This is a genomic window from Burkholderia sp. Ax-1719, from assembly GCF_011753055.1.
In the GTDB taxonomy this organism is placed as follows: Bacteria; Pseudomonadota; Gammaproteobacteria; order Burkholderiales; family Burkholderiaceae; genus Paraburkholderia.
In genome coordinates this window covers 163,230-182,070 of record NZ_VWWJ01000003.1, presented here as the reverse complement: position 1 = coordinate 182,070, position 18,841 = coordinate 163,230, and the positions used below count along the sequence as shown (strand labels likewise).

The window sequence follows — 18,841 nt, the reverse complement described above, 5'->3', positions numbered from 1 at the left end:
CGCTTGATGCAAAGCGGTGATATCCTCCGGGTCGCTGTATTCAGGGCGACGTTTTCGCCGTACGCAAACGGTTGCTTCCTACGCGGCAATCACGCCCGGAGGATTGCCCGAAGCGCGCTTTTTCAGGCGTATTCGTTGCGGCTGCCCGTCTGATGTAACTGGACGTTACGCAGCCCTGCATGGCGTGCTTTTGTGCATCAGTTCTTACAAAGTTGAAATACGCGGGCTGGGGAGCCTGCGCTATATTGGCTTCAACAAAACATCAACCCCAAAAGGTGAGTCCATGAAGTTCGCTCGTGTTGTTGCAATGCTGCTCGGGGGCTTGGCTATCGGTGCGTCGAGCGCGGCCTTCGCTGGCGTGAGCGTCGGTGTCAACATCGGTATTCCGGCCCCGGTTTATGTCGCGCCCGCGCCGGTCTATGCTCCGCCGCCTCCGCCGCCCGTCGTTTATCAGCCCGCGCCGTACTATGCAGCGCCGGCGATCGTGATCGGCTGGCATGGCGACCGTTACTGGGATGGCCGCCGTTACTGGGGCCGCGATGACTGGTATCGCCATCATGGCGGCGGCTACGGTCGTGGCCCGGGTTGGGACCGCGGTGGTCCTCCGGGACATTGGCACTAAGCCCGTTTATCCGGCGTCGTGCGTGTCTCCCGTCGCTGAGCACGCATCGCACTGGCAAGAAAAAGCCGCCCTTGGGCGGCTTTTTTTGTCGCTTGACACTGTTGTACGCGCAACGAAACTCAAGGCTGGAGCGTCACTCGCCCAGATGCGCCATGCCGCCGACAACGGCATTGAAGCCCGCATCGACATGCACGATCTCTGCCGTCACACCGCCTGCCAGATCCGAAAGCAGAAACGCGGCCGTGTTGCCGACCTGTTCAATCGTGACATTGCGCTGCAATGGCGCATTGTGTTCAACGAACTCCAGGATCTTGCCGAAGCCCTTGATGCCGCTTGCCGCGAGCGTCTTGATCGGGCCGGCCGAGATGCCATTCACGCGCACGCCCTTCGCGCCGAGCGACACGGCGAGATAACGCACACTTGCTTCGAGCGACGCCTTCGCCAGGCCCATGGTGTTGTAGTTCGGAATCGCACGCTCTGCGCCGAGATAGGTGAGGGTGAGCAGCGCCGCGTTGGCGGACAGCATCGGCTGAGCGGCCTTGGCGAGCGCCGGGAAACTATAGGCCGAGATATCGTGTGCAATGCGGAAATTCTCGCGCGTCATGCCGTCGAGAAAATCGCCCGCGATGGCTTCGCGCGGCGCGAAGCCAATCGAATGCACCAGACCGTCGAGTGTGTCCCAATGCTGTTTGAGATCGACGAAGAGTGCGTCGATCTGGGCATCGTCGGCTACGTCGCAGGGGAATACGAGGTCAGTGCCGAACTCCTGCGCGAACTCGGAGATGCGCTCCTTGAAGCGCTCGCCCACGTACGTGAAGGCGAGCTCGGCCCCTTCGCGCCTGCATGCCTGCGCGATGCCATAAGCAATCGAGCGGTTCGACAGCAGGCCGGTGAGCAGAATGCGTTTGCCAGCGAGAAATCCCATGATTGCTCCCAAACAGGTTCAATGCAGATTCAGCGCAGCCGATGCCGCGCGCGTCGTGACGCGGTTTGGGTAGAATTCTCTCACACCAGACCAGGCACACCGGACACCCCGATCTATGACGACAGGAACGCGAGGCAGCACAGTGTGGCTAACCGCAAGACGCGAAGGACATGCCCGACATGCTGGACGCGCCGGTTACGTCGAGCGAGCCTTCGCGGCCATCACCGCCGCCTTTGCGCTGATGTGGATCACGATGCCCGCCGCCCACGCGGTCTACGCGATCGCGCAGTACGGCGAGCCCAAATACCCCGCTGATTTCAAGCACTTCGACTACGTCAATCCGGACGCCCCTCACGGCGGCACGCTGGTGCTCGCGAATCCGGACCGCTCGACGAGCTTCGACAAGTTCAACCCGTTCACGCTGCGCGGCAACGTGGCGCCGGGGATCGGCATGCTGTTCGAGAGCCTGACGACGGGCAGCATGGACGAGGTGGCCTCGGCCTACGGACTGCTCGCCGACGATATCAACATCGCGCCCGATCGTCTTTCTGTGACGTTTCATCTGAATCCGCACGCGCGCTTTTCGAACGGCGATCCCGTCACCGCCGCAGACGTGAAGTTCTCGCTCGACACGCTCAAGAGCCGTCAGGCTGCGCCTTCGATGCAGGCGTACTACAGCGATATCCTGCGCGCCGTGGTGGTCGATCCGGCCACGATCCGCTTCGAGTTCCGCAACAACAACCGCGAATTGCCATTGATCGCGGGCGGCCTGCCGGTGTTTTCGCATAAGTGGGGTTTGCGCGCCGACGGCACGCGCATCGCGTTCGACCAGCTGGCGTTCGAGCAGCCCATCGGCAGCGGTCCGTATGTGATCGAGCGTTACTCGAATGGCCGCACCATCACCTACAAGCGCGACGATCACTATTGGGGCCGCGATCTGCCCGTGCGCGTGGGGCAGAACAATTTCGATCGCATCGTCTACAAGCTCTATTCGGACGACGTCGCGCGGCTCGAAGCGTTCAAGGCCGGTGAATACGACGCGCTGGTCGAATACGTCGCGCGCAACTGGGTGCGGCGCGATATCGGCAAGAAGTTCGACAGCGGCGAACTGGTGAAGCGCGAATTCCCGCAGCACAACGGCACCGGCATGCAGGGCTATGTGATCAACATGCGCAAGCCGATGTTTCAGGACGTGCGCGTGCGCCAGGCGCTCGATCTCGCGCTCGACTTCCAGTGGCTCAACCGCATGCTGTTCTATAGCCAGTATCGGCGCATCGACAGCTGGTTCGTCAATACCGATCTGCAGGCCAAGGGGCCGCCGTCGCCGGGCGAAATGGCCTTGCTCGAACCGTTGCGCTCGCAACTGGATCCGGCCGTGTTCGGGCCGCCGCCCGCGCAGCCGGATACCAACCCGCCGGGTTCCCTGCGCGCAAACCTGCTCAAGGCGCGCGCGCTGCTGGCCGATGCGGGCTGGACGTATCGAGACGGCGCGCTGCGCAATGCGAAGGGCGATCCGTTCGTGATCGAAGTGCTCGACGATACGGCGGCGTCCGCGCAATGGGCGCCGATCATGGCGCAGTACACCAAGGCGCTCGCGCGTCTGGGGATCGGCGTGAACTATCGGTCGGTGGATTTTGCGCTCTACCAGAAGCGTCTGGACGATTTCGACTTCGATCTCACCACCATCAAATTCCCCGACGTGCAGGTGCCGGGCGCGGAAGAGCTCGACCGCTTTGGCAGCAAGGCGGCGGGCGAATCCGGTTCGGGCAATCTGATCGGCCTGAAGTCGCCGGCGGTGGATGCCATCATCAAGGCGCTGATGCAGGCGCAGACCCGCGAGCAACTGCTCGATGCGACTCACGCGCTCGACCGGGTGTTGATGCACGGCTACTATGTGGTGCCGCAGTGGTACAGCGCGACGCATCGCGTGGCGTATAAAAACACGCTCGCGTATCCGGCGAAGCTGCCGCTGTACTATGGCGCGATCGACTGGATCATCTCGACGTGGTGGCTGAAGTCGCCAAATTCAGCGCCAGCGCAGACGTTACAGCAACCGCAGCACTGATCATCTTCGAAGCGAGCACAGAATCATGTGGAGCTACATCGTCAAACGCCTGCTGCTGATGATCCCGACGCTGCTTGGCGTGCTCACGCTGACCTTCGCCGTAATCCAGTTCGTGCCGGGCGGTCCCGTCGAACAGGCCGTGCGCGATTTGCGGCGCGGCGCGGAGCAGGGCATGCCGTTCGGCATGCGCGCGCATTCGGGCGTGGACAAGCAGCAGATCGAGCAACTCAAGCAACTCTACGGCTTCGATAAACCTCCGTTACAACGCTACTTCATGATGCTCAGCCGCTTTGCGCGCTTCGATCTGGGGCAGAGCTATTTTCATCATCAGAGCGTGTGGTCGCTGGTCATCTCCAAATTGCCGGTGTCGATCAGCATCGGCTTGTGGACGTTCTTTCTCACGTATCTGATATCGGTGCCGTTGGGCATCGCCAAGGCGGTGCGCAACGGCTCGCGCTTCGATCTGGTCACGAGTCTGATCGTGCTGATCGGCTATGCGATTCCGGGTTTCGTGCTGGGCGTGCTGCTTCTCGTGCTGTTCGGCGGCGGCAGCTTCCTGCAATTGTTCCCGCTGCGCAATCTCACCTCGGATGATTGGGACACGCTGTCGCTCGGCGGCAAGATCGTCGATTACCTCTGGCACATTACGCTGCCGGTGACGGCGTCGGTGGTGGGCAGCTTCGCGGTGACGACCATGCTCACCAAGAACGCGTTCCTCGAAGAGATTCGCCGTCAGTACGTGCTGACGGCGCGCGCGAAGGGCTTGTCCGAGCGCACCGTGCTCTGGAAGCACGTATTCCGCAATGCGCTGCTGCCGCTCGTGGTGGGTTTTCCCGCAGCCTTTATCGGCGCGTTTTTCACGGGCAGCCTGCTGATCGAGACGCTGTTCTCGCTCGACGGGCTGGGTCTGCTCTCGTATGAATCCGTGGTGCGGCGGGACTATCCGGTCGTGCTGGGCACGCTGTATCTCTTCACGCTGATCGGCCTGTTGACCAAGCTGATCTCCGATCTTTGCTACGTGTGGGTCGATCCCCGCATCCAATTCGAACAACTGGAGCGCTGAGTTGAACCGAGTCCGCACCGGCGCCGAACCCGAACTGCGCACCGAGAGCGTGCGCGCCTTCAAGTCGCCCACGCCTGCACGCCGCGTCTGGCTGCGCTTCAAGCAGCAACGGCTGGGCTACTGGAGCCTGATTATCTTTATCGTTGCTTTCGTGGCGAGCCTCGCGGGCCCGCTCTGGTGCAACGACAAGCCGATCGTCGTGCGCTACGACGGCCATCTGTATTTCCCGCTCATCAAGGACTATCCGGAAACGGCCTTCGGCGGCGACTTCCCGACGCCCGCCGACTATCTCGATCCGTATATCCGCCATCGCTTCGACGCGCCCGGCAACTTCGCGCTCTATCCGCCGAACCCGTATTACTACGACACGCTCAACTATTTTTCGAAAGTGCCCAATCCCGCGCCGCCTTCGCGCCAGAACTGGCTCGGCACCGATGCGAGCGGGCGCGATCTGTTCGCTCGGCTGCTGTACGGCTTCAAGGTATCGGTGGAGTTCGGGCTGGTGCTCACGGCCATTGGCACCGTGCTGGGCGTGCTGGCGGGCGCGTTTCAGGGCTATTTCGGCGGGCGTATCGATATCGTCGGGCAGCGCCTGATCGAGATATGGAGCGCACTGCCGGAGTTGTATCTGCTCATCATCTTCGCGTCGATCTTCGAACCGGGCTTCATCTTGTTGATCGTGCTGCTGTCGCTGTTCGGCTGGATCGGCTTGTCGGATTACGTGCGCGCCGAATTTCTGCGCAACCGCAATCAGGATTACGTGATCGCGGCGCGTGCGATGGGCTTGTCGAACTGGCAGATCATCTGGCGTCATGTGCTGCCGAACAGCCTCACGCCGGTCATCACATTCCTGCCGTTTCGCATGAGCGGGTCGATTCTCGCGCTGACGAGCCTCGATTTTCTGGGGCTGGGCGTGCCGCCGCCTACGCCGAGTCTTGGTGAGCTGCTCGCGCAGGGCAAGGGCAATCTGGACGCCTGGTGGATTTCGATGTCGACGTTCGGCGTACTCGTAGTCACGCTGCTGCTGCTCACTTTCATGGGCGACGCGCTGCGCAACGCGCTCGACACACGCATCTCCGACGCCATGAAGGCCGGAGGCAATCAATGAGCGCGTTGCCTGAAACGATCGGTTCGATCAACGGCGCACCGTTGCTGTCGATCGAGCATTTGAGCGTGCGTTTCGGCGACACGCTGGCTGTGGACGATATCGCGCTCGCAATCGGGCGCGGCGAGCGCGTGGCGCTGGTGGGCGAATCCGGTTCCGGCAAGACGGTGACCGCGCTGGCGATCCTTCGCCTGCTGCGCGACGCGCGCATCGAAGGCGCGATCCGTCTGGACGGCGACGATCTGCTCGCGAAGAACGAACGCGCGATGCGCGGCCTGCGCGGCAACGACATCGCCATGATTTTCCAGGAGCCGATGACGGCGCTCAATCCGCTCTACACGATCGGCGTGCAGATCGCCGAAACCATCGTGCTGCACGATGGCGTGTCGAAGAAGGAGGCGTACGAGCGCGCGGTGGGGCTGCTGGAGCGCACCGGCATTCCCGAGCCGCGCCGCCGGCTGTTCAGCTATCCGCATCAGCTGTCGGGCGGGCAGCGCCAGCGCGTGATGATCGCGATGGCGCTGGCGTGCCGTCCGCGCCTCTTGCTGGCGGACGAGCCCACCACGGCGCTCGACGTGACGATCCGCGGCCAGATCGTCGATCTGCTGCTCGAACTGCAGCGTGAGGAGGCGGCGCGGCGCGGCATGTCCGTGCTGCTGATTACGCACGACCTGAACCTCGTGCGCCGCTTCGCGCAGCGCGTGGCGGTGATGGAGAAGGGCAGGCTGGTGGAAACCGGCGCGGTCGAGCAGATTTTCGCGTCGCCGCAGCATCCCTATACGCAACGGCTCATTGCCAGCCGACCCGAACGCAACGTGCTGCCCGTGCTGCCGATTGCGCCCGTATTGCTGGAAGCGAAGGATGTGAGCGTCGATTTCGCGACGAAGCTGCCGGGCTTCAAGGGCTGGTGGCGTCGCGGGCGCTTTCGCGCGGTCTACGATGCGAGCGTGTCGGTGAGGCAGGGCGAGACGCTGGGCATCGTCGGCGAATCGGGGTCGGGAAAGTCGACGCTGGCGATGGCCTTGTTGGGTCTGCAACGAACTGCAGGCGGCGGCGTCGAGTTCCAGGGGCGACCGATCGCGAGCTATCAGGGGCGCGAGCGGCTTGGTCTGCGCTCGCATCTGCAGGTGGTCTTTCAAGATCCTTTTAGTTCGCTTTCACCGCGTCAGACCATCGAGCGCATCGTGGGGGAGGGGCTGGCGCTGCATCGCCCCGATCTATCCGCCGACGAGCGCCGCAAACGCATCGTCGCGGTGCTGCGCGAAGTGGGACTCGACCGCACGGCGCTGCAACGCTATCCGCACGAGTTTTCCGGCGGCCAGCGTCAGCGTATCGCCATCGCGCGCACGCTGGTGCTGGAGCCGCGCGTGATTGTGCTCGATGAACCGACCAGCGCGCTCGACGTCTCGATCCAGCAGCAGGTGCTGCGATTGTTGACGGACCTGCAACGCAAATACAACCTGGGCTACGTATTCATCAGCCATGACCTGGCGGTGATCGGGGCGATGGCGCATCGCGTGGCCGTGATGCAGAACGGCGAAATCGTCGAAGCCGGAGATGTAACAAAAATCTTTGACGACCCCAGTCACGCTTACACGCGAAAGTTGCTGAAAGCTGCCTTCGATCGCTGAACGTCCTGAGAACTTTAGGGGGATTTTTGGTGAAATTCACCAATGAGGTGCGCGTCGCGATTGAATTTTTCTATTTGTTTTGACACACAAATACTATCTGGCTAGTATCGTCCAAACTTTTCTTCTAACTCCCTGATTTACGGGCAATTTCTACCGACCCATGCAGCACCGATACCTGACCCAGGCTTGCACGCGAGTCGTCGCCGGCATGTTCATCGGCGTACTGATGGCAGCAGCTAACGGCGCATTTGCCGACGAAGCTAGCAGCTTTAACCAGAATGTCTCATTCGCCCCCTCCAGCCAGGCGAATTCGCAGTCGCTTCCCTCGGCCCAGGCGGCCGTTCAGAACGCTCCTTCCGCACCCGCAGGCACGCAATCCGCACCGGCTCCGACCGATGGCGGCGGCGCACGCGCATTCCTTTCCGGCATGGCCGGTAAAGCAGGCGACGTCGTTGTTGGCGCCCTGAATATGATCGGCGTGCGTTACCGCTGGGGCGGCAACACGCCGGATTCGGGTCTCGATTGCAGCGGCTTCGTGCGCTACGTGTTCCAGGACACGCTCGGCATGAACCTGCCGCGTCGCGCTGAAGAAATGAGCCGCGTCGGCGAAAAGGTGAGCATGAGCAACCTGAAGCCGGGCGACCTCGTGTTCTTCAACACGATGCGCCGCACGTTCTCGCACGTCGGCATCTACATCGGCGACAACAAGTTCGTGCACTCGCCGTCCACCGGCAGCACGATCCGCGTCGACGATCTGGACGACGGCTACTGGGAAAAGCGTTTCACGGGCGCTCGCCGTATCGAGACCTCGTTCACGCCGGACCAGCAGCAAAGCCTCAAGCAGCGCGTGAGCGCGCAGTTTGATACCACCGGCGGCAACTGATCTGGGATTCATGATTCGCTAGTTGCAAAGCCTGTGCCCAAGAAAAAGCCTGCTTCATCGAAGCAGGCTTTTTTGCGTCTGGAGCGCTAAGCGCGCGCTGGAAATGCTCAGGCTTGTGCGCTACGTGCTGCGGCCAGCTTGCGCTCGATTTCAGCGGCGGCGCGTGCACCGGCTTCCTCGCCCGCGAGAATGGCGGCGTTACGCTGCGTGAAGTCGCTGCTCGACATCGCATTCAGGCTTGGGCGGATCACCACGTCAGCGTATTTGTCGAGCTCGTAGGTCTTGATCGACTGGCCCATGATCGTGAACGTCTGCATCAGGACGTCGAACTGGCTCAGCGTCGATGCCGATTCCGGGCGCGACGAAATATCCACTGCAATCACGAAATCCGCGCCCATCTTCTTCGCGAACGAAGCGGGCACCGGGCTCACCAGGCCGCCGTCGACGTATTCGTGGCCGCCAATCTTCACCGGTTCGAAAATCGACGGAATGCTGCACGACGCGCGCACGGCGATGCCGGTATTGCCGCGCTGGAACAGGATCGGCTGACCGCTTTGCAGATCGGTAGAGACGACGCCGAGCGGCTTGTTCATCTTCTCGATCGGGCGATCGTGCAGGGTGGTGTTGAGGAAGTTCTGCAGCGCCACGCCTTGCAGGATGCCGCGCGTGCGAAACGGCATGGCCCAGTCGCTGATCGAGGCTTCGTCCATCGTCAGTGCCAGCTTGTTGAGCGCGAAACCGTTCATGCCCGAGGCGTAGAGCGCCGCGACCACCGAGCCGGCGCTCGTACCCGTGACCAGGTCGACCTGGATATTGCGGGCTTCCAGCGCCTTGATGACGCCGATGTGCGCGAAACCGCGCGCAGCGCCGCCGCCGAGCGCCAGACCCACGCGGATCGGGCGCTGCGTACGGGCGACGGGCGGCGGAGCGATCTGCGGCTTGTTATCGGGCGATTGCGCGCCGGTGGTGCAGGCGGCTAGAACGCCGGACGCGGCCGCGAGCGAAAAATGGCGGCGGCGCAGCGAAAACGACGAAGAAGCAGCGGACGAATCGGAATCGGAATCGGACTGCGGAAGATTGGACGGCAAGGCGGACTTCGAACTGGGCTTCAAGCAATTTCTCCAGGCGGCGTGCGGACAGGCGTCAGTGCGCTGAGCGTGTAGCGGTCGCGCCGCGTTTGTTCTGGTGGCCCGCTTTGGCGGGCCGGTTCAGGCCGGCGAGGGCGCCAGCGCGCCGACATCATAAGGCAAAGCACCACGCGTGCACGGCTTGTGCGTGTAACGCCATGTGACGCACGATGCCGGATGAATTTCGCGCCGAAACACCGTATGCGGCGCGAATCGCGGCGGCCTTTGCGCGTGTCGCAGGCCGCGCCTTTGTCCCCCGTGCCCAGGGGCGGCCGAAGCGTCGTGCGGCGGGTATAATCCCGTCTCTAATTTTCCCGGTTTTTCGTTCGCTTTCGGCGCCGCGCTGTGCCTGCTGCAAGCACACACACGCTCTGCGCCGCGAACCTACGCAGTCCGTCGCCGCCCGCATCTGTGCCCCTCGTCACGCACGAGGCGATGCGAATCAGCCGCGCGACTGCACCGTCCTCGAGTATTCGCCCATGACCACGACTCCCGTCCGTACCCGTTTCGCGCCGAGCCCGACCGGCTTCATCCACCTCGGCAACATCCGCTCCGCGCTTTATCCGTGGGCCTTCGCCCGCCACAACAAGGGCGTCTTCGTGCTGCGCATCGAGGATACCGACGTCGAGCGTTCGAGCACCGAAGCCGTGGACGCGATCATCGAAGGCATGGCGTGGCTGGGCCTCGATTTCGACGAAGGCCCGTTCTACCAGATGCAGCGCATGGACCGTTACCGCGAAGTGCTCGCACAGATGCAGCAGCAGGGCCTCGTGTACCCGTGCTACATGTCGACCGAAGAGCTCGACGCGCTGCGCGAACGCCAGCGCGAAGCCGGCGAGAAGCCGCGCTATGACGGTACGTGGCGTCCGGAAGAGGGCAAGGTGCTGCCCACGCCGCCCGAAGGCGTACAGCCGGTCCTGCGTTTCCGCAATCCGCTGACGGGTGTGGTCGCGTGGGACGACGCCGTGAAAGGTCGCGTCGAAATCTCCAACGAAGAACTCGACGACCTCGTGATCGCGCGCCCGGACGGCACGCCCACCTACAACTTCTGCGTGGTGGTGGACGACCTCGACATGAAGATCACGCACGTGATCCGCGGCGACGACCACGTCAATAACACGCCGCGCCAGATCAACATCCTGCGCGCGCTGGGCGGCGAACCGCCGGTCTACGCTCACTTGCCGACCGTGCTCAATGAGCAGGGCGAAAAGATGAGCAAGCGCCACGGCGCCATGAGCGTGATGGGTTACCGCGACGCCGGCTATCTGCCGGAAGCGGTGCTGAACTATCTGGCGCGCCTGGGCTGGTCGCACGGCGACGCGGAAGTGTTCACCTGCGAGCAGTTCGTCGACTGGTTCGATCTGGACCACCTCGGCAAGTCGCCGGCGCAGTACGACCACAACAAGCTCAACTGGCTGAACAACCACTACCTGAAGAGCGTCGATAACGCGCGTCTGGCCGATCTCGCCAAGCCGTTCCTCGCGGAAATCGGCATCGACGACGCCGCGCTCGCGAAGGGCGCGCCGCTCGCAGGCGTGGTCGCACTGTTCAAGGATCGCGCCAACACCATCAAGGAAGTCGCCGAAAGCGCCGCGATGTTCTATCGCGAGCCGCAGCCGGAAGCGGACGCCATCGCCCAGCACGTTACCGACGCGGTGCGCCCGGCGCTCGCCGATCTGCTGACGGCGCTCAAGGCCGCGGAGTGGGAGAAGGCCGCGATCTCGGCGGCATTCAAGGCGACGCTCGCCACGCACAAGCTGAAAATGCCGCAACTGGCCATGCCGGTGCGTCTCTTCGTGGCGGGCACGACGCACACGCCGGCCATCGACGCGGTGCTCGAATTGTTCGGCCGTGATGTGGTCGTGAACCGCATCGAAAAGGGTATTTCTGCGGTTTTGTAAAAAAACTGAAGTTTTTCTTGCTCTGGCACTAGCGCCAGAGCAAGAAGTCCTGTAGTATTCGGTCTCCTCTGAACGGGGAACGCAAGAAAAGCAGCAGATCTTGCGGAAAGTACCTCGAATCAAGCAACGAAGTTTCGCCAAAACTTCAAAGCGTAGTAAAAAAATGATTCGAAAGTGCTTGACAAGCGAAAAAATGCAGTTTAAAATTTCGCTTCTGTTTTGCAAGGGGGTATAGCTCAGCTGGGAGAGCGCTTGCATGGCATGCAAGAGGTCAGCGGTTCGATCCCGCTTACCTCCACCAACAAAACAGCGTGTTTAGCAGTAAAGTGTAGTAAGGCATTATCTGAAAAGATCATGTCCCCTTCGTCTAGAGGCCTAGGACATCACCCTTTCACGGTGAGTACAGGGGTTCGAATCCCCTAGGGGACGCCAGACATAGGCGTCGTCAACGTGGTTGACGCAGCAGCAGATGGGATTAACTGACACCCATCTGTCATGTCAGAAGTTGGAGCGGTAGTTCAGTTGGTTAGAATACCGGCCTGTCACGCCGGGGGTCGCGGGTTCGAGTCCCGTCCGCTCCGCCAGATAGAAGCCCGCTCAGAAAGCGTGAGTGGGCTTTTTAGTTGTAGCAGTAAAAGTTTAAGGCGTAAGCCTGTGTTGTCCCCTTCGTCTAGAGGCCTAGGACATCACCCTTTCACGGTGAGTACAGGGGTTCGAATCCCCTAGGGGACGCCAAATTAATGCGGCGCCAAAGCAGTAGGGCGACGCTGGCAGTCAAGCAGTCTGGAGCGGTAGTTCAGTTGGTTAGAATACCGGCCTGTCACGCCGGGGGTCGCGGGTTCGAGTCCCGTCCGCTCCGCCAGATTTAGTTATCCGGTTGTTTCGGGTAGCATGTAGTTCAAGGCGCAAGCCTGTGTTGTCCCCTTCGTCTAGAGGCCTAGGACATCACCCTTTCACGGTGAGTACAGGGGTTCGAATCCCCTAGGGGACGCCAAATTCATGTGGCGCCACAAGTAGCAAAGGCGACGCCGCCAGCGGGTCTAACCAACGCCCGTCGGTGATGCAGTAAGCTGGAGCGGTAGTTCAGTTGGTTAGAATACCGGCCTGTCACGCCGGGGGTCGCGGGTTCGAGTCCCGTCCGCTCCGCCAGATCAAAGCCCGCTGGGTCAAACCAGCGGGCTTTTTCTATTTCTCCGCCTCATTTCCTTCCGCTTTTCACTGGCCTTCGTCCCGTCGCTGTACGGACAAACGGCCATTGCCTGCGCCCGCGCGATATCGTAGCGTTGTCGAAACCTCGAATTTACGCTGCCTGACCGCCATGTTCGCACCGAACGACATTCCATCGCGCTTCCAGCTGCGCCACGCCTCCATGGACGACTTCGAGTTCGCCGAGGCGCTCACGCGCCGCAACATGGGCGGTTACTATCAGCGGCATCATCTGATCTGGCGCGGCGATCTTTTTCTCGCCAGCTACCGCGAATCGGAAAATTTCATTCTCGAACTCGATGGCGAGGCCATCGGCGTGCTGCGCGTGACGCAGGAGAACGATTCGCTGCATATCCGCGACGTGCAGATCGCCGAAGGCTACCGCGGCAACGGCGCGGGCACATTCCTGCTCGACATTTCGCATCGCTGGGCGCGCGAGCGCGGCCTGCGCGAACTGCAGTTGCGTGTTTTCGTCGATAACCCGGCGGCGCGGCTGTATCTGCGCATGGGTTACCGGGTGGCTGGGCCGCGACTCGCGCGGCTGGGTTCGATCCGGCACATGACGCGCCCGGTTTAAAGAGGCGGCGCGACGATCGGCTCGTCGTTGGTCGCCTCTTCTTCCCGCTGATCGTCCTCGCGTTCGCCCGTGCCGCGCGCAATGAACGCACGCGGGCTTTCGCCAAACGCGCGCCGGAACATCGCCGAAAACGCGCTCTGGCTTTGATAGCCCAATTCCTGCGCGACCACCGACATCGGCTTGCCCTGATTCAGTAGCGGAATCGCCCGCGCGAGAATCGCCTGCTGACGCCATTGCGAAAAACTCACCCCCAGCTCCTGACGAAAGAGCCGCGCGATCGTGCGCGTGCTCGCGCCCACCTGCGCGGCCCAATGTTCGAGCGAACCCGGCCCGGTCGGATCGGCGATCAAGGCTTCGCAGAGCGAGCGCAAGCGCTTTTCCTCGGGCATCGGCACGGCGAGCGGCAAGGGCGCGGAACGCGTGATCTCGTCCAGCGCCACCGCGCCGAGCAGGCGCTCGCGCGCGGGCCCGATCGCGCGTTCGTCGAAAGCGGCAATCGCTTCGCGTAGCAGCCCCGACACCTCGACCACGCGACACGCATCGAGTCCCGGCGGAATCACGGACGCATCGACGTATAACGTGCGCAAAAACGCATCCTCGACGATGGAAACCTCGTGCGTCACATGCGGAGGCACCCAGATCGCGCGAGAGGGCGGCACCATCCAGGTCGTGCCGGGCGTCGCCATGCGCAGCACCCCGCGCGACGCGTAGGCAAGTTGCGCCCAGGCGTGCGTGTGCCTGGCGATGCGCACGCCCGCCGCCATGGGCCGCGAGCGCACGCGGATCGGATGCTCGCTGGTCGGCTCGAACTCGCGCGGAATGTCGGCGAGTTCAGCCGGTGGCGAAGGATCGGGCAGCGAAGGGAACGAAGCGGAAGGCATGACGAGTCCGGACGATGATGTCGGCATCATTTTAGGCGGGTGTGGCGCGACGCGGACAGCGCTGTAGGAATGCGCCCGCTGCGTGAGCACACGGCGCATAATGCTGCCGGTTATTTTCCGATACCGGCTGCGAGGGAACGCAAGGCATGAAATACGTATTCGTCTACGGCACGCTGCGCGCTGGCGAGATCAACGACATCAATCTCGCAGCGGCGCGCCATGCGATCCGGCAGCCGCGCCTCGTCGGTCAGTCGAGCGTGGCGGGGCGGCTGTTCGATTTTGGACGTTATCCCGGCATGATCGCCGATACGCAGGCTGCGCCGGTGCTCGGCGATGTCTACGAAATCGATGAAGCGCTGGTGCCCGTGCTGGACGAAATCGAAGAGGTCTATCCCGGCGTCGAAGGCCAGTTCGTGTCGCGCCAGGTGAGCGTGGACGTGCAGGGCGCGCAGATCGAGTGTCTTTACTATCCGATCACGCATCGCGCGGCCGAAGGCCTGCCGCAGATCGACGGCGGCGACTGGATCGCGCACCGGCTCGCGCGCTGACGCGGCACCGAAAAAGCCACGCGCCAAAACAAAAGCCCGACGGAACTGCAATCCGCCGGGCTTTTTTACGTCCTATCGCTTTAGGCTAGCAATGGACGATCAGATTTCCTCGTACAGCGGCAGCGTCAGGAATTCGACGAAGTTTTCCGACGTCGACATCTCTTCGAAGATCTGCGCTGCGCGGTCGTAGGGCTGCGTATCGCCGCCGACCGACGCCTTCACCTTGTCCAGTTCCTGCGCGATCAGATCGCGCACGAGTTCCGCCGTGACCTTGCGGCCGTCTTCGAGCTTGCCCTTGGGCGAGCGGATCCACTGCCACACCTGCGAGCGCGAAATTTCAGCGGTCGCGGCGTCTTCCATCAGGTTGTGGATCGGCACGCAGCCATTGCCCGCGAGCCACGAACCCAGGTAGTGGATGCCGACGTTGATGTTGTTGCGCAGGCCGGCTTCGGTGATCGGCGCTTCCGGGCGGAAGTCCATCAGATCCTTGCCCGTCACGTTGACGTCGGGGCGCTGCTTGCCGATCTGGTTGGGCTTGTCGCCGAGCACCTTGACGAACTCTTCCATCGCGATGGGCACGAGACCCGGGTGCGCGACCCAGCCGCCGTCGTAACCGTCGCCCGCATCGCGCGCCTTGTCCGAACGCACGCCGCCCATCGCCTTGTCGTTGGCAGCCGCGTCGTTCTTGATCGGGATCAGCGCGCTCATGCCGCCGATCGCCGGTGCATTGCGCTTGTGGCAGGTCTTGAGCAGTTCGAGCGCGTAAGCGCGCATGAACGGCACGGTCATGGTGATCTGCGAACGGTCGGCGAGGCAGAAGTCCGCGTCCTTCTTGAACTTCTTGATCGCCGAGAAGATGTAGTCCCAACGGCCGGCATTCAGGCCCGAGCTGTGTTCGCGCAGTTCATAGAGGATTTCGTCCATCTCGAACGCGGCGAGAATCGTCTCGACCAGCACCGTCGCGCGGATCGTGCCGCGCGGGATGCCCACGCCTTCCTGCGCCGCGACGAAGATGTCGTTCCACAGACGCGCTTCGAGGTGGCTTTCCATCTTCGGCAGATAGAAATACGGGCCGCTGCCGCGCGAGATCAGTTCTTTCGCGTTGTGGAACAGGTAGAGCGCGAAGTCGAAAATGCCGCCCGACACGCGCTGGCCGTCCACCGTGACGTGCTTTTCGTCCAGATGCCAGCCGCGCGGACGCACGATCAGCGTGGCGATCTTGTCGTTGAGCTGATACGTCTTGCCGTTCTGTTCCAGCGAAATCGTGCGGCGCACCGCGTCCTTGAGGTTGATCTGACCGACGATCTGGTTATCCCAGTTCGGCGCGTTCGAATCCTCGAAGTCGGTCATGTAGGAATCCGCGCCCGAATTCAGCGCGTTGATGATCATCTTGCGCTCGACCGGGCCGGTGATTTCCACGCGGCGGCATTCGAGATCCTTCGGCAGCGCTGCGATCTTCCAGTCGCCTTCGCGGATCGACTTCGTTTCTGCGAGGAAGTCCGGACGCTCGCCCGCATCGAGGCGCTTCGTACGCTCGACGCGCGCCTTGAGCAATTCCTGCCGACGCGGCTCGAATGCGCGGTGCAGCTTCGCGACGAGTTCGAGCGCCTCGGGCGTGAGGATCTGTTCGAAGCCGGGTTGAATTTCGGCCGTGATCTGCATGCCTTGCGGCAGTTGCAACGTGTTCGCCATTTGCTAACTCCTTGGTCGGTCAGATTGAAATGCTTGGGTGTTGTTATTACCGTGCTGGCTGAACGCAGTCGTCATGGGCCCGGGCTGGGGCGGGGGCGGCTTCGTTCGGCGGTTGCTGCGGTGTCGGAGGGTGAAGCAGAAACAGTGGCGATGAAGCTGGCAAGCTCTGCCATGCCGCCGCCGGTGCCATGCGGCGTCACGCCGAGTTCTTCGGCGGGCAGTCGCTGGCGATTGATCCAGAAGGTGGTGTAGCCGAACCAGCCGGCGCCCGCGGCGTCCCAGCCATTCGACGACACGAACACGATGTCGCGCGGCGCGGCATCGAATGCGTTAGTGCCGAGCGTGTAGGCCGCTGCCGCTGGCTTGTAGGCGCGCACGGCATCGACTGACAGAACGTGATCGAACAGACCGTTCATGCCCGCGCTCTTCACGGCGATGTCGAGCATCTGCGGATTGCCGTTGGAGAGAATCGCGAGCCCCAGGCGCGTGCCGTCCTGACGCGGCTCGCGCAGGCGGCGCAACACGGGCAGCACGTCGGGGAAGGCGGAAAGGCAGGCGTATTCGTCCATCAAACGCTTTTCGCCCGCGCCCGTGAGCGGCAGGTTCAGACGGCGCGCAGCGTAACGAAGCGCGTCGAGCGTGATGTCCCAGAACGGCTTGTAGCGCGCGCCTGCCGCATCTGAGAGCGTACGCAAATGCGTGTACTCGATCTGCTTGAGACGCCAAAGCTGCGACAGCGCCTCGCCGTGAGCGGGGAACATCTGTTCGGCGGCCGCGACGACCGAATGCACGTCGAACAGCGTGCCGTACGCGTCGAAGATCACTGCCTTGGGATTGTGGATTGTCGTTGTGGCCGACATAGCCTTGCACTCCATCATCAGAGGTCGAGGAGTATTGTATTCATGAGTGCAATGGTGGAAAAAGTCGGCAACGATCACTTGATCTTTTACTTTTACCCACCTAATCTGTGCGCCGAACTCGTGTTTTATGCCGAAGGCGCGCTCATGGACCGCTTCAAACAGATCGAAACCTTCGCCACCGTTGCGGCGAAAGGCAGCCTTTCCGCCGCCGCCCAGGCCGAGGGCGTCGCGCCCGCGATCATCGGCAGGCGTATCGACGCGCTGGAAGAGCGCCTGGGCGTGAAGCTGCTGGTGCGCACCACGCGCCGCCTCACGCTCACCTTCGAAGGCTCGGCGTTCCTTGAGGATTGCCAGCGCATCATCCACGAACTGCAGAATGCGGAGGCCAGCGTTTCGGCGGGTGGCGTGAAGGCGAGCGGGCACCTGCGCGTGTCCGCACCGGCGGGTTTCGGGCGTCGTCACGTCGCGCCGCTCGTGCCCGATTTCACCACCGCGCATCCGGATGTGACGATCACGCTCGATCTGTCCGACCGTCTCGTCGATCTGGTCAACGAAGGCTTCGATTGCGCGGTGCGGCTGGGCGAATTGCCCGACTCGTCGCTGGTCTCGCTCAAGCTCGGCGAAAACCGGCGCGTGGTGGTGGCGTCGCCCGCCTATCTGTCGCGTCGCGGTGCGCCCGATACGCCCGCCGATCTCGCGCGCCATAACTGTCTCGCGTTCGGCGCGAGCCTGAACCAGCAGCGCGGCTGGACCTTCCAGGAAGAGGGCAAAGTCGTGCAGATCCGCGTGTCCGGCACGATGGAGTGCTCGGACGGCGCGGTGCTGCACGAGTGGTGTCTCGACGGTCACGGTCTGGCGTGGCGCTCGTGGTGGGAAGTCGGCGACGATATTGCTGCGGGCCGGCTCGCGAGCGTGCTCGACGCCTACGCCGCGCCGCCCATCGGCATCCATGCCGTGTTTCCGCAGCGCCGTCATCTGCCGCTGCGGGTGCGCCTCTTTCTGGACTATCTCAAGCATACCTACGGCCAACCGGGTTACTGGGGGCAGGACTGAATTGTTCGGCGCGCTGAACCTCGCCGAACCGCGCGTTTTCACTATGCGGAGAAGCCCGTAGGCCCGTCTTTTGGCGCTTCTTCGCGCACTACAATCGAAATGAGGCAAGCCCACAGCCCCTGACGAACACGGAGGGCGCCATGTTCAAGCACATCCTCGTTCCGACCGACGGCTCGGATCTGTCGAAAAAGGCCATCGACGGCGCGATCGATCTGGCGCGCACGGTGGGCGCGCGCATCACGGCCTACGCCTGCTTGCCGCAATATCCGTACTCGCCTTACGCCGATGTCGTGATCGAATTGCCCGGCGATTTCCAGACGCGCAGCGAGCGCGAAGCGCGCGCGCATCTGGACGAGGTGGAGGAGGCCGCGCGCAGTGCTGGCGTGGAGTGCGATAGTTGCGTCAGCGTGCATCCCTCGCCTTACCTCGGCATCATCGAAGCCGCCGAAAACTGCGCCTGCGATGTCATCTTCATGGCCTCGCATGGGCGGCGCGGACTGGGCAGCCTGCTGATCGGCAGCGAAACGCAGCGCGTGCTCACCCATACGAAGATTCCGGTGATCGTGTATCGCTGATCCAGACTCGGGCAACTACAACGGCAACAGCAGCCGTCGCGTCCCGCCAAGGACCGCACGCCGGCCACCGTTGCCGCCTGCCACGTTGAAACAACAACACCTTTGAGCCCGCACAGGGACAGCGCGC

General features: G+C 62.7%; 16 protein-coding genes and 7 tRNA genes. 18 read left to right on the top strand and 5 right to left on the bottom strand.

The window, feature by feature from the left end:
- Nucleotides 1-283: 283 nt before the first annotated feature.
- On the top strand, nt 284-622 hold the full coding sequence (locus F3J17_RS08285; RefSeq protein ID WP_167055989.1) for a hypothetical protein: 339 nt from the start codon (nt 284-286) through the stop codon (nt 620-622).
- Nucleotides 623-755: 133 nt separating this feature from the next.
- Here the strand turns inward: F3J17_RS08285 and fabI are convergent, their stop codons facing one another.
- Nucleotides 756-1,547, bottom strand: coding sequence for an enoyl-ACP reductase FabI (gene fabI, locus F3J17_RS08280; protein WP_167055987.1), 792 nt, complete (start codon nt 1,545-1,547; stop codon nt 756-758).
- Nucleotides 1,548-1,788: 241 nt separating this feature from the next.
- Here fabI and F3J17_RS08275 point away from each other — a divergent pair, with 241 nt between their 5' ends.
- The 5 genes from F3J17_RS08275 to F3J17_RS08255 all read left to right on the top strand — a co-directional run bounded on the left by F3J17_RS08275 (nt 1,789) and on the right by F3J17_RS08255 (nt 8,294).
- A complete protein-coding gene (locus F3J17_RS08275) occupies nt 1,789-3,612 on the top strand; it encodes an extracellular solute-binding protein (protein ID WP_240160875.1) in 1,824 nt (607 codons plus the stop codon).
- A gap of 25 nt (nt 3,613-3,637) precedes the next feature.
- The gene (locus F3J17_RS08270; RefSeq protein ID WP_167055981.1) at nt 3,638-4,675 is read left to right on the top strand and encodes an ABC transporter permease subunit; all 1,038 of its coding nucleotides are present in this window, start codon (nt 3,638-3,640) and stop codon (nt 4,673-4,675) included.
- 1 nt (nt 4,676) lies between these two features.
- Nucleotides 4,677-5,783, top strand: a complete 1,107-nt coding sequence (locus tag F3J17_RS08265) for an ABC transporter permease (RefSeq protein ID WP_167055978.1) — start codon at nt 4,677-4,679, stop codon at nt 5,781-5,783.
- Nucleotides 5,780-7,411 (top strand): ABC transporter ATP-binding protein, encoded by a 1,632-nt coding sequence (locus F3J17_RS08260; protein WP_167055975.1) that lies wholly within the window; start codon nt 5,780-5,782, stop codon nt 7,409-7,411. The genes F3J17_RS08265 and F3J17_RS08260 overlap by 4 nt, the downstream gene beginning before the upstream one ends.
- Before the next feature lie 160 nt (nt 7,412-7,571).
- Nucleotides 7,572-8,294, top strand: coding sequence for a C40 family peptidase (locus F3J17_RS08255; RefSeq protein ID WP_167055972.1), 723 nt, complete (start codon nt 7,572-7,574; stop codon nt 8,292-8,294).
- 107 nt (nt 8,295-8,401) lie between these two features.
- Here the strand turns inward: F3J17_RS08255 and F3J17_RS08250 are convergent, their stop codons facing one another.
- Nucleotides 8,402-9,316 carry a patatin-like phospholipase family protein gene (locus F3J17_RS08250; protein ID WP_240160874.1) on the bottom strand — a complete coding sequence of 305 codons (915 nt, stop codon included), beginning with the start codon at nt 9,314-9,316 and terminating at the stop codon, nt 8,402-8,404.
- Nucleotides 9,317-9,900: 584 nt separating this feature from the next.
- On the opposite strand from F3J17_RS08250, the gene gltX reads away from it, so the two are divergent.
- The 9 genes from gltX to F3J17_RS08205 all read left to right on the top strand — a co-directional run bounded on the left by gltX (nt 9,901) and on the right by F3J17_RS08205 (nt 13,105).
- Nucleotides 9,901-11,322: a glutamate--tRNA ligase gene (gene gltX, locus F3J17_RS08245; protein ID WP_167055966.1), complete on the top strand. Its 1,422-nt coding sequence runs from the start codon at nt 9,901-9,903 to the stop codon at nt 11,320-11,322.
- 225 nt (nt 11,323-11,547) lie between these two features.
- Nucleotides 11,548-11,623: transfer RNA gene (locus F3J17_RS08240), tRNA-Ala, on the top strand.
- A 55-nt stretch (nt 11,624-11,678) separates the two neighbouring features.
- Nucleotides 11,679-11,754: transfer RNA gene (locus F3J17_RS08235), tRNA-Glu, on the top strand.
- Between the two features lie 75 nt (nt 11,755-11,829).
- A tRNA-Asp gene (locus F3J17_RS08230) sits at nt 11,830-11,906 on the top strand.
- Nucleotides 11,907-11,981: 75 nt separating this feature from the next.
- Nucleotides 11,982-12,057, top strand: a tRNA-Glu gene (locus F3J17_RS08225).
- A 50-nt stretch (nt 12,058-12,107) separates the two neighbouring features.
- Nucleotides 12,108-12,184, top strand: a tRNA-Asp gene (locus F3J17_RS08220).
- A gap of 56 nt (nt 12,185-12,240) precedes the next feature.
- Nucleotides 12,241-12,316, top strand: a tRNA-Glu gene (locus F3J17_RS08215).
- Nucleotides 12,317-12,394: 78 nt separating this feature from the next.
- Nucleotides 12,395-12,471 (top strand) — tRNA-Asp (locus tag F3J17_RS08210).
- A 169-nt stretch (nt 12,472-12,640) separates the two neighbouring features.
- Complete coding sequence (locus F3J17_RS08205) at nt 12,641-13,105, top strand: GNAT family N-acetyltransferase (RefSeq protein WP_167055964.1); 465 nt, start codon at nt 12,641-12,643, stop codon at nt 13,103-13,105.
- On the opposite strand, the gene F3J17_RS08200 is transcribed toward F3J17_RS08205, so the two are convergent.
- A complete protein-coding gene (locus F3J17_RS08200) occupies nt 13,102-13,986 on the bottom strand; it encodes a helix-turn-helix transcriptional regulator (protein WP_167055961.1) in 885 nt (294 codons plus the stop codon). The genes F3J17_RS08205 and F3J17_RS08200 overlap by 4 nt on opposite strands.
- Before the next feature lie 146 nt (nt 13,987-14,132).
- Here F3J17_RS08200 and F3J17_RS08195 point away from each other — a divergent pair, with 146 nt between their 5' ends.
- Complete coding sequence (locus F3J17_RS08195; RefSeq protein ID WP_167055959.1) at nt 14,133-14,534, top strand: gamma-glutamylcyclotransferase family protein; 402 nt, start codon at nt 14,133-14,135, stop codon at nt 14,532-14,534.
- A gap of 99 nt (nt 14,535-14,633) precedes the next feature.
- On the opposite strand, the gene aceB is transcribed toward F3J17_RS08195, so the two are convergent.
- Together aceB and F3J17_RS08185 are read right to left on the bottom strand one after the other, a co-directional pair.
- Nucleotides 14,634-16,226 (bottom strand): malate synthase A, encoded by a 1,593-nt coding sequence (gene aceB / locus F3J17_RS08190; protein ID WP_167055956.1) that lies wholly within the window; start codon nt 16,224-16,226, stop codon nt 14,634-14,636.
- 71 nt (nt 16,227-16,297) lie between these two features.
- Nucleotides 16,298-17,086, bottom strand: a complete 789-nt coding sequence (locus F3J17_RS08185) for a haloacid dehalogenase type II (RefSeq protein ID WP_167055953.1) — start codon at nt 17,084-17,086, stop codon at nt 16,298-16,300.
- 144 nt (nt 17,087-17,230) lie between these two features.
- On the opposite strand from F3J17_RS08185, the gene F3J17_RS08180 reads away from it, so the two are divergent.
- Together F3J17_RS08180 and F3J17_RS08175 are read left to right on the top strand one after the other, a co-directional pair.
- A complete protein-coding gene (locus tag F3J17_RS08180) occupies nt 17,231-18,139 on the top strand; it encodes a LysR family transcriptional regulator (protein ID WP_167056637.1) in 909 nt (302 codons plus the stop codon).
- 140 nt (nt 18,140-18,279) lie between these two features.
- Complete coding sequence (locus tag F3J17_RS08175) at nt 18,280-18,714, top strand: universal stress protein (RefSeq protein ID WP_167055950.1); 435 nt, start codon at nt 18,280-18,282, stop codon at nt 18,712-18,714.
- Nucleotides 18,715-18,841 lie beyond the last annotated feature (127 nt).

Coding starts and splice junctions, on each gene's coding strand:
- F3J17_RS08285 (WP_167055989.1), top strand. CDS start 284: ATGAAGTTCGCTCGTGTTGTTGCAATGCTGCTCGGGGGCTTGGCTATC.
- fabI (WP_167055987.1), bottom strand. CDS start 1,547: ATGGGATTTCTCGCTGGCAAACGCATTCTGCTCACCGGCCTGCTGTCG.
- F3J17_RS08275 (WP_240160875.1), top strand. CDS start 1,789: ATGTGGATCACGATGCCCGCCGCCCACGCGGTCTACGCGATCGCGCAG.
- F3J17_RS08270 (WP_167055981.1), top strand. CDS start 3,638: ATGTGGAGCTACATCGTCAAACGCCTGCTGCTGATGATCCCGACGCTG.
- F3J17_RS08260 (WP_167055975.1), top strand. CDS start 5,780: ATGAGCGCGTTGCCTGAAACGATCGGTTCGATCAACGGCGCACCGTTG.
- F3J17_RS08255 (WP_167055972.1), top strand. CDS start 7,572: ATGCAGCACCGATACCTGACCCAGGCTTGCACGCGAGTCGTCGCCGGC.
- gltX (WP_167055966.1), top strand. CDS start 9,901: ATGACCACGACTCCCGTCCGTACCCGTTTCGCGCCGAGCCCGACCGGC.
- F3J17_RS08205 (WP_167055964.1), top strand. CDS start 12,641: ATGTTCGCACCGAACGACATTCCATCGCGCTTCCAGCTGCGCCACGCC.
- F3J17_RS08200 (WP_167055961.1), bottom strand. CDS start 13,986: ATGCCTTCCGCTTCGTTCCCTTCGCTGCCCGATCCTTCGCCACCGGCT.
- F3J17_RS08195 (WP_167055959.1), top strand. CDS start 14,133: ATGAAATACGTATTCGTCTACGGCACGCTGCGCGCTGGCGAGATCAAC.
- aceB (WP_167055956.1), bottom strand. CDS start 16,226: ATGGCGAACACGTTGCAACTGCCGCAAGGCATGCAGATCACGGCCGAA.
- F3J17_RS08185 (WP_167055953.1), bottom strand. CDS start 17,086: ATGTCGGCCACAACGACAATCCACAATCCCAAGGCAGTGATCTTCGAC.
- F3J17_RS08180 (WP_167056637.1), top strand. CDS start 17,231: ATGGACCGCTTCAAACAGATCGAAACCTTCGCCACCGTTGCGGCGAAA.
- F3J17_RS08175 (WP_167055950.1), top strand. CDS start 18,280: ATGTTCAAGCACATCCTCGTTCCGACCGACGGCTCGGATCTGTCGAAA.